Genomic DNA, 8810 nt, shown 5'->3' with positions numbered 1-8810 from the left:
CAGAAACCATCGCGGTCAAGCTCGCAGATGATCCGACATTAAAGTTCCTGGAAGGCTTCAAGGAGATTGTGGACAAGCTACTTTCTAACCTAATCGACGAAGACAAGGAAATCTTCAATCTACGCTGGCAGTACCCACAACTACGCTGGGAAGAAATTGCAGACCAGAAATTTTTAAGCAATGCAACAATCTATCGCCGTCGTAGAATTATCTTGGAGCAGTATGCAATATTAAAAGGGGAATTGTAAAATGAGAAAAAAGGCTACTATTTTTCTCATGAAAATCTTGGTATTATGATAGTGTCGGAACGAGAAGACGGATAGATACCCACAAGAGCCTTTCGTTTTCAGAGGAACACCTTTCAAGAATAACCAGAACTCGCCCGACAGATTTACAGGTCAGTTGCAGAAATGCACTGGCTTTTTCATTTATCTGCAAGAAAGGAGGGAAAAGGCTATGAACTATGTTGAACCAATTCGCAACAAGGAAGACATCGACATCATGTGTGATTATCTAAAAGATTGGGACTATCGCAACTATTTGATATTCTTGACAGGGATTAACACAGGCTTACGCATTTCCGACATTCTGAATCTAAAGGTGTCTAATGTCCGTGGCTGGTATCTTTTGCTGATAGAAAGAAAAACAAAGAAACGTCGCAAGGTCAAGATGAATGCTTTTCTCAAACGGGAAATGGATAAACACATCAAAGGCAAACGTGTCGGCGATTACTTATTCCAAAGTCGCAAAGGAAAGAACAAGCCGTTGACAAGACAGGCAGCATACAGCATTATCAAGATAGCTGCTGAAGATTGTGGAGTTGAAAATGTTGGAACGCATACCATGCGAAAAACTTTTGGCTATCACTATTATCAGAAGTACAAGGATATTGCCATGCTCATGGAATTGTTCAATCATGCTAGCGCAGCAATTACCAAAAGATACATCGGTATCAACCAAGACCAACAGGACCGAGCCTTAGCAAATTTCCGTTTAGGAACATAAGAATGTGACATATTGCAGTAGTGTCAGATTGAAAAATAAGAAAGCTGGAAAACCTTTTGTTTACAAGACTTTTGAGAAAAAAGCGAAAGTGACACAATATAGGTTAAAGATGATTGAGAGGGAAAATGGTATAGTTTTATTTTAGGAACTACCAAGCAGAGAACTTGTCAAGTAGTTTTTGAAAAATGAGAAAAAAGGGTACTATTTTTCTCACGATTTTCGTGTTATATTTGTATCATGAATTTTTGTAAACAAGTAGGACAGCTGGACGAGTTGTCCTTTTCTGTTGATGAGGATAGTGGAACATGAGAACATTTTGCATCATGAATAAACAGACAGGAAAATTTGTTTATGGAACTGACTATAGATATTCTCCTCCACGCCAAAGGACAAGTGATAGACAAGCCTTGACTTATTCAAGCAAACTTGAGGCAACACTTGAGCTCGAGAAAAGAGGATGTGGTCGTAATTATGTGGTTGTCCAAGTGAAACTGGAGGTAGTCAGTGACATTTAAACCTGTTCGTAAAACGCTGAAGTCTAGTCGCTGGGATAAGTTCCGAAGTCGTACAATGAAACGTGACAAGTATCTCTGTCAAGAATCGTTGAGATACGGCAAGACTGTTCCAGCTGAAATGGTACATCACATTTATCCAGTATCAGAATATCCAGAACTGGAGTTTGTATCTTGGAATGTTATTAGTCTGACTAACAAAGTACACGGAACCTTTCACGATAGAACCAACGACAAAGTTGTAGGGCAGGGCTTGTGGTGGCAAAGAAAACGAAAAAAATTTTTTGATGAATTTTATAAAAATCTTTCAGTCATTCACAAAGCCCCCCCTCAAAATTAAAATCACTTTGTGCCGTTGGGGACCGGGAAGGGGAACTTTTTCCCCCTCTACGATTCTGTGAGGATTTTTGTCACATTTTTACACGAAATTTTTGGAAGGAGGGGAGTTTTTGGCAAGGCCTAAAGGACAAAGCACAATCAAAAACAGAATTGTGAAGTCCATGAAAGAAATGGGGACCTACTCAAAGCATTATGATGATATCATCGAAATTTATTCTGGCTTGCTCTATGACTACCAGAACGCTCGGGAAGAGTTCTTGGCTAATGGGTCACAGTTCACAGAAGAGCATGAAACAGGTAGAGGCACCATTGTTGAGAGAAAGACACCGTTGGTTCAGTCCATGGAAAATCTTCGCAAGGATATTGTTACCTATTCGGATAGACTTGGCTTAAATCCAAAGGCTGTCGGAATCGAACCACCTAAACCAAAGGATGCTGGAGGTCTGGAAGGCATGATTGCTAATCTGCTATGATGATCAAAAACAATTCACCCAACTTCAAAATAGCGGTGGACTATGCAACTGATGTAGTCTCTGGCAAGATAATTGCTGGCAAGAGGAGAATAAAGGCTTGCCAGAGGTTTCTCGATGACCTTGCAAGCGACAAGTTTGATTTTAGAAATGAGCAGTTTGATTTTGTAGTAAAATTCATTCAGGGTTTGGTTGTACACAGGAAAGGCGAATCCTTGGAGGGTATGCCCTTAACAAATGCCCCTTTCATTTTGCAACCTTGGCAGATTTTCTGTATCGTCAATCTCTTTGGTTTTTATCGTAAAAATACAACAATAAGGCGTTTCACTGAAGCGCTTTTTATGTTGCCACGGAAAAACGGTAAAACACCATTTGCCTCTGCCCTGGCTTTGACAGCTGCTATCTTAGATAACCAAAGTGGCTCAAATGTGTATATCCTAGCCAACTCTCTCAAACAAACACGAGAGAGTTTTGACTTTTTAACGCATACAGTCAAGTTCTGGAAAGATAAGTCCATCAAAATCAAGGATAACAACAATGAGCATGTAATCCGTAAGGAGTTTTCCAAAGGCTCTTTCACCATCAATGCTCTTGCTGCTGAAGAAGACAATCTGGACTCATTCAACGGGAACATCATCATCCTAGATGAGATCCACGGGATGAAGTCATCCAAGAAGTACACGCTGATGAAAAATGCCCAGAGGGCTTATCGGAATAAGTTGCTTATGGCCATCACGACTGCAGGGGACAAGCCAAACGGTTTCTTAGCCCAGCGGTTGAAGTACTGCGACAAGGTTCTTGATGGAACTGTGGAAGATGACAGTTATTTCTTGTTTATCTGTGATGCGGATACCGATAAAGATGGGAAAATAGTCGATTTCACTAACCCAATCTACATCCAGCAAGCCAATCCGTCGCTTGGTGTGACGGTCGAGCTCAAGGAACTTGTCCACGATGCAGAGGTCGCATTGGCTGATCCACAGACACGGAATGAATTCTTTAACAAGACCCTCAATGTCTTCACTAACTCAATGACGGCATATTTCAATGTTCAGGACTTTATCAACTCTGATTTGAATTATGACTGGACCTTGGAAGACTTGGTTAAGTTGCCTATCAAATGGTATGGTGGTGCAGACTTGTCCAAGCTTCATGATTTGACTGCTGCAGCTCTATACGGAACTTATGAAGATGTGGACATTGTTATCACTCATGCATTCTTCCCAATTACTGCTGCACATCAGAAGGCTAATGATGATGGTATTCCATTGTTTGGTTGGGAACAAGATGGATGGTTGACCATGTCAAACACTCCAACAGTTTCCTATGACGACATCGTGAATTGGTTTGTCAGTATGAGGGATATGGGTTTCAAAATCCAACGTGTGGGATTTGATAAGAAGTTCGGTCGTGAGTTCTTCTCAGGTATGAAAAAGGCCAAGTTCAAGATTGTGGATGCTCCACAGTATTTCTGGAAAAAGTCGGAAGGCTTCAGACGAATTGAAACCAAGTCACTCAACGGGAAATTTTACTATTGCCATTCTGACGCATATGAGTATTGTGTCGGAAATGTCCGTGGGATTGAAAAGGTCGATGACATGATCCAGTATGAAAAGGTCGAGAAGTCTATGCGTATTGACTTATTCGATGCGTCGGTGTTTGCTGCTTGTCAAATGCTAGAAGATAGCGAGAAATCAGGCAACGCTTCTGCTTGGTTGAACGGAGGAAGAAATTGAAAAAACGAAAGAAAAACAACACAAATCAAATTCGGTCTGAGCCATCATCTGCTATGCAAGTCTTTGTGTCAGAGGATTTTTTCAAAAAATCCATGTCACAGGGTTATATTCGGCTTGCTGATTGTCCAGAAGTTCGGACGGCGGTTGATAGGATTGCTGACATGGTTTCGTCCATGACCATCCACTTGATGGAGAACACAGAAAAAGGCGACATTCGGCTCAAGAATGAGCTATCTCGCAAGATTGATGTCAATCCTTACAAGTGGATGAGCCGTAAGAAGTGGGTAGCCAACATTGTCAGGTCAATGCTTTTGGAAGGCGATGGGAATAGCGTTGTCTATCCAATCATTGACAAAGATGGCTTGATTGCTGACTTGAAACCATTGCCACCATCAAAAATACGATTTGACGGGACCAGCTTTGACTATCAAGTTGTCTATGATTACCAAGAAGTGTATGGACCTGACGAAGTGCTACACTTTGCCATGAATGTCCACCCTGAAAAGCCTTGGCTTGGGCAAGGGTATAGGGTTGTCATGGCTGACCTGCTGAAAAATCTCAAGCAGGCTTCGGATACAAAAAATGAATTTATGTCTGGGAAGTATATGCCATCTCTGATTGTCAAGACGGATGCCAATACGGCAGAGCTTGCTTCGGAAGAAGGTCGTGACAAGGTATTTGACATGTACCTAAAAAACTCTACGGCTGGCAAGCCATGGATTATTCCTGCTGAGATGATAGATGTCCAGCAAATCAAACCACTTAGTCTGAATGACATTGCCATCAAGGACAGTGTGGAAGTAGATAAGACAACCATTGCCAATATCTTACAAGTACCAGCCTTTTTTGTCGGTGTCGGTAAATTCGATAAAGCTGAGTTTGATAACTTTGTCACCACTCGCATACGCTCCATCGCTGAGATTATTCAACAGGAACTGACAGCCAAGTTGCTACTTTCTCCACATCACTATTTTATTTTGAACTGGAGAAGTCTACTGACTTACGACCTCAAGGCTTTGTCGGAAATTGGCTCAAATCTCTATATTCGTGGATTGATGGAAGGGAATGAAGTCCGTAATTGGATAAACTTGCCACCAAAAGAAGGGTTGGACCAGCTTGTCATTTTGGAAAACTTTATTCCAGCGGACAAGATTGGCGATCAGAAAAAACTAGAGAAAGGAGAAATAAGTGGAGAGAACAACCTATCTGACTCGTAGCTTTAAATCTGAACTTGCTGTTCGTGAACAACAAGAAGGCCAACAAGAGAAAGTAATTGAAGGTTATTTTGCAGTCTATGGCTCTGAAACAGAATTGTGGCCAGGTGCTTTTGAAGAAATCAAAAGTGGCGCATTTGATGATACTCTCGAGAATGATATTCGAGCGCTTATCAATCACAATACAGAGCTTGTACTTGGTCGTAATAAGGCTGGTACATTGACTTTGGAAGCTGATGACAAGGGACTATGGGCCCGTGTTGTTATCAACGAACAAGATACTGATGCACTTAATCTGTATGCTCGTGTTCAACGTGGAGATGTGGATCAATGTTCATTTGGTTTTAACATCATCGAAGAATCAACAGAATTCCGTGAAGATGGAACAATCAAGTGGACAATTGAGAAGATTGACCTACATGAAGTATCTATCGTAACTTTCCCAGCATATGAAGCTACTAGTGTTCAAGCTCGGAAACGAGATTTTGAAAATCTACAAAATCGGACCTTGGAAGTCCGAAAAAAACAATTAAAGGAGAAATTAACCCATGCTAAAACAACTCATGCTCCGTCGCAAAATTAAGGTCTTGAAAGAAAGCTTGTCTGATCTGAACGACGGTAATAACTTTGATGAACGCAGTGCTCAGCTTGAAGTAGCCATCGAAGAAGCACGGTCTGACGAAGAAATCAAGGCTGTCGAAGAAGAAATCGACACTTTGACAAAGGAACAAGCTGAATATCAAGACAAAGTCGATGCTATCCAATCCGAAATTGACGAACTTGAAGAAGAATTGGCTGCATTGGAAGGCAAGGAGCCTAAAGATGAACCCAAAGAAGAACCTGCTGCTGAACCTGAAAACCGAAACAAACAAAAAGGAGAACTCTCAACTATGACACGAAACAAATATTTTGGTGGATTGACTCGCACTGCTATGGCTGAATTGGTAGAACGCAGCGAAGTCAAGTCATTCCTAGAAAACACACGCAGCCTTATCCAAGAAAAACGTGCTGTCAATGGTTCAGAATTGACCATTCCAGAAGTGTTCTTGGAGTTGCTTCGCAACAACATGGACCAATATTCAAAACTGATCACTAAAGTTTGGCTCAAACCTGTGAAGGGCGAAGCTCGTCAGAACATCGCTGGTACAATCCCAGAAGGTATCTGGACGGAGATGATTGGAAAACTCAATGAAGTTGATTTCAAATTCAATCAAGTCGAAGTTGACGGCTACAAGGTTGGTGGCTTTACAGCTGTCCCTAATTCCATCTTGAAGGACTCAGACCTCAACCTTGCTAACGAAATTCTTTTGGGTCTCGCTCAAGCCATTGGTCTTGCTCTTGATAAGGCTATCCTTTACGGTAAAGGGACTAAGATGCCTGTTGGTATTGTGACTCGCTTGGCAGAAACCCAGAAACCTAACTACTGGGGTAAGAATGAGCCAGATTGGACTGACCTGCATTCTACTCACTTGTCAGTAGTACCTACTAAAATCACTGATCCTATAAAATATTATCAGGAATTGGCTACTAAGCTAAATGTCATTGATGCCGACTACTCAGACGGCAATGTCTTCTGGGCTATGTCTCGCAAAACACATCAAGACTTGAAAATTAAGTTGATGAGTTTCAACTCGGCTGCAGCAATCGCGTCAGGTCTTGACAATACATTACCTGTCATTGGCGGTGATGTTGAAGAACTAAATTTCATCCCAGATGGACATATTATCGGTGGCTTTGGCTCTCTTTACATTTTAGCAGAACGTGAGGGAGCAACCATGGCCCAATCTGAACATGCTCAATTCATCGAGGACAATACTGTCTTCAAGGGCATTGCACGTTATGACGGGCGTCCAATCTTTGGTGAGGCTTTCGTGGCAGTCAATGCATCAGGTAAAGATGGAGCAGTTGCCCCAGCACCAACAGATGTGACATTCGCTGCAGACAGGGCTAACACACCAGGTTAGGAGGTAAACCATGAATTCAGTTGATGTAAGAGTTAAAGCACTCGTAACTTTTTCCGATAGCCAATCTCCAATTGGCCTTCGGAGAAAAGATGAGGAGTTTGTGACGGCAAAAGACCGAGTAGACTATCTGAACGATTTGAATAAAGAACCGCTTGTAGCTGTTTTGGATGAAACAGAAATACTGCACTCCGAATCAGTAAGTGAAAGTGTTTCTGAACCTGTGTCCGAGTTAGCAAGCGAGCTGTCCTCAGAAACCACTACAACTCGAAAATCTTTTGAAGAAAGCGAGTAAGCCATGGAAGATTCAGATGTCTTGAAACTGGTTAAAATGAAAGAAGGTATCAAGTCCGACAAACGCGACGAATATCTAATGAAGCTTATCAAAAGCTCTATTGATGAGTTAGAACAAGTCAAGGGCATTGCCATTGACCTGAATCTACCTCACCATGTTACCTTCGTTGCCGATTGGACATACTACCAGTACATCAACAAAGACCAGCCAACCATGCCACGCTATCTACAGCAGAAACTGCACGACTATCAAATCACATATAGGAAGCAGGCAGAGTCATGAGATGGAATGAAGATTGCACCCTAATTTCGCTTTCTGAAGAGCCGACATTGGATGAGTTGCTACAACCAACCTACAAAGAGGTAGGTGTTGAGGTATCATGCAATAAGCGGTCTCTCACACGGTCAGAGTATTATTTTGCATCACAAGCCAACATGAATCCTTCCATGGTACTTGAGGTCCACGATTTTGAGTATGACAATCAGGTGTATGTGGATTTTGAAGGAGTGAGATACGAGGTCATCAAGACATTTGAAAATGGGGATATCATCGAATTGACTTGTGAGGTAGTAAAAAATGGCACTGGATCTAACTAGCGAAATCATGTCTGCACTGGAAGAGTGGTCGGAAGAAGTTGAGCAAGAAGTTGATGAAGCTGCTAGCGATGTTGTCGATAAAGCTGTAGCCAAGTTAAGGGTCAGCAGCCCAAAGATGACAGGAAACTATAGAAAGAAATGGGCCAAGAAACGATTAAAGAACGGAACTTATGTGGCATATGTCAGAGGACCTGACTATCGCCTAACCCATTTACTTGAAAATGGGCATGTCAACCGTGATGGTGGACGAACGAGCCCGCAGGTCCATATCGCACCAGTGGAAGAAGAAGCTATTGCCGAATTTGAAGAACTCATCAGGAGAATTGGCCAATGAAACTATCAGAATTTGCAGCTGTCATGAATGAATTGGGAATACCGTGCCGTTACCGTCAATTCAGGAAAGGGGAAAAACCTAAACCACCCTACGCAGTCTATTATCAGGATGGAGAGGATAATCTCAATGCTGATAATGAAGCGTATCACACTATCAAATCAGTTACGGTAGAACTGATTACTGATAAGAAAAATGAAGCATTGGAAGATACATTAAAGAGCCTGTTTAATCAAAACAAGCTCTTTTTTGAGTTTTCTGATGAGATGTACATTGAGTCAGAAGGGCTCTATCAAGTCATATATGATGTCAGTCTAATTTAAGAAGGAGAAGAACATGACGAAAAAAAAA

The 8810-nt window shown here is 41.7% G+C and carries 13 protein-coding genes and 1 pseudogene; all 14 read left to right on the top strand.

The annotated features are described in order from the left end of the window. Positions 1 to 248 (top strand): annotated as a pseudogene (locus HMPREF2987_RS00775) (transcriptional regulator); the annotation flags it as partial. A gap of 208 nt (positions 249 to 456) precedes the next feature. Beyond that, on the top strand, positions 457 to 1005 hold the full coding sequence (locus HMPREF2987_RS00770; RefSeq protein WP_054365603.1) for a site-specific integrase: 549 nt from the start codon (positions 457 to 459) through the stop codon (positions 1003 to 1005). Between the two features lie 305 nt (positions 1006 to 1310). After that, entirely contained in the window at positions 1311 to 1520 is a 210-nt protein-coding gene (locus HMPREF2987_RS00765) for a hypothetical protein (RefSeq protein WP_075228933.1), read from the top strand. A 55-nt stretch (positions 1521 to 1575) separates the two neighbouring features. After that, complete coding sequence (locus HMPREF2987_RS00760) at positions 1576 to 1857, top strand: HNH endonuclease (protein ID WP_263480687.1); 282 nt, start codon at positions 1576 to 1578, stop codon at positions 1855 to 1857. A 109-nt stretch (positions 1858 to 1966) separates the two neighbouring features. Then, entirely contained in the window at positions 1967 to 2329 is a 363-nt protein-coding gene (locus HMPREF2987_RS00755) for a P27 family phage terminase small subunit (RefSeq protein WP_075228932.1), read from the top strand. Further along, a complete protein-coding gene (locus HMPREF2987_RS00750) occupies positions 2326 to 4062 on the top strand; it encodes a terminase large subunit (RefSeq protein WP_075228931.1) in 1737 nt (578 codons plus the stop codon). Before HMPREF2987_RS00755 ends, HMPREF2987_RS00750 begins: the two co-directional genes overlap by 4 nt. After that, positions 4059 to 5279, top strand: a complete 1221-nt coding sequence (locus tag HMPREF2987_RS00745; protein WP_138030405.1) for a phage portal protein — start codon at positions 4059 to 4061, stop codon at positions 5277 to 5279. The genes HMPREF2987_RS00750 and HMPREF2987_RS00745 overlap by 4 nt, the downstream gene beginning before the upstream one ends. Beyond that, entirely contained in the window at positions 5251 to 5859 is a 609-nt protein-coding gene (locus HMPREF2987_RS00740) for an HK97 family phage prohead protease (protein ID WP_054368725.1), read from the top strand. Before HMPREF2987_RS00745 ends, HMPREF2987_RS00740 begins: the two co-directional genes overlap by 29 nt. Next, entirely contained in the window at positions 5825 to 7240 is a 1416-nt protein-coding gene (locus tag HMPREF2987_RS00735) for a phage major capsid protein (RefSeq protein WP_075228930.1), read from the top strand. Before HMPREF2987_RS00740 ends, HMPREF2987_RS00735 begins: the two co-directional genes overlap by 35 nt. Before the next feature lie 10 nt (positions 7241 to 7250). Further along, positions 7251 to 7532 (top strand): hypothetical protein, encoded by a 282-nt coding sequence (locus tag HMPREF2987_RS00730; RefSeq protein WP_075228929.1) that lies wholly within the window; start codon positions 7251 to 7253, stop codon positions 7530 to 7532. Between the two features lie 3 nt (positions 7533 to 7535). Next, a complete protein-coding gene (locus tag HMPREF2987_RS00725; RefSeq protein ID WP_075228928.1) occupies positions 7536 to 7814 on the top strand; it encodes a hypothetical protein in 279 nt (92 codons plus the stop codon). Next, entirely contained in the window at positions 7811 to 8128 is a 318-nt protein-coding gene (locus HMPREF2987_RS00720) for a phage head closure protein (RefSeq protein WP_054365589.1), read from the top strand. The genes HMPREF2987_RS00725 and HMPREF2987_RS00720 overlap by 4 nt, the downstream gene beginning before the upstream one ends. Continuing rightward, on the top strand, positions 8109 to 8462 hold the full coding sequence (locus tag HMPREF2987_RS00715) for an HK97 gp10 family phage protein (protein WP_075228927.1): 354 nt from the start codon (positions 8109 to 8111) through the stop codon (positions 8460 to 8462). Before HMPREF2987_RS00720 ends, HMPREF2987_RS00715 begins: the two co-directional genes overlap by 20 nt. Next, positions 8459 to 8782, top strand: a complete 324-nt coding sequence (locus HMPREF2987_RS00710) for a hypothetical protein (protein WP_075228926.1) — start codon at positions 8459 to 8461, stop codon at positions 8780 to 8782. The genes HMPREF2987_RS00715 and HMPREF2987_RS00710 overlap by 4 nt, the downstream gene beginning before the upstream one ends. Positions 8783 to 8810: the final 28 nt, after the last annotated feature.

Origin of the sequence: Streptococcus sp. HMSC067H01, assembly GCF_001814775.1 — a bacterium.
Taxonomy (GTDB): Bacteria; Bacillota; Bacilli; order Lactobacillales; family Streptococcaceae; genus Streptococcus.
The sequence above is the reverse complement of the archived record's forward strand: the minus strand, read 5'-3'. Positions and strand labels throughout refer to the sequence as shown.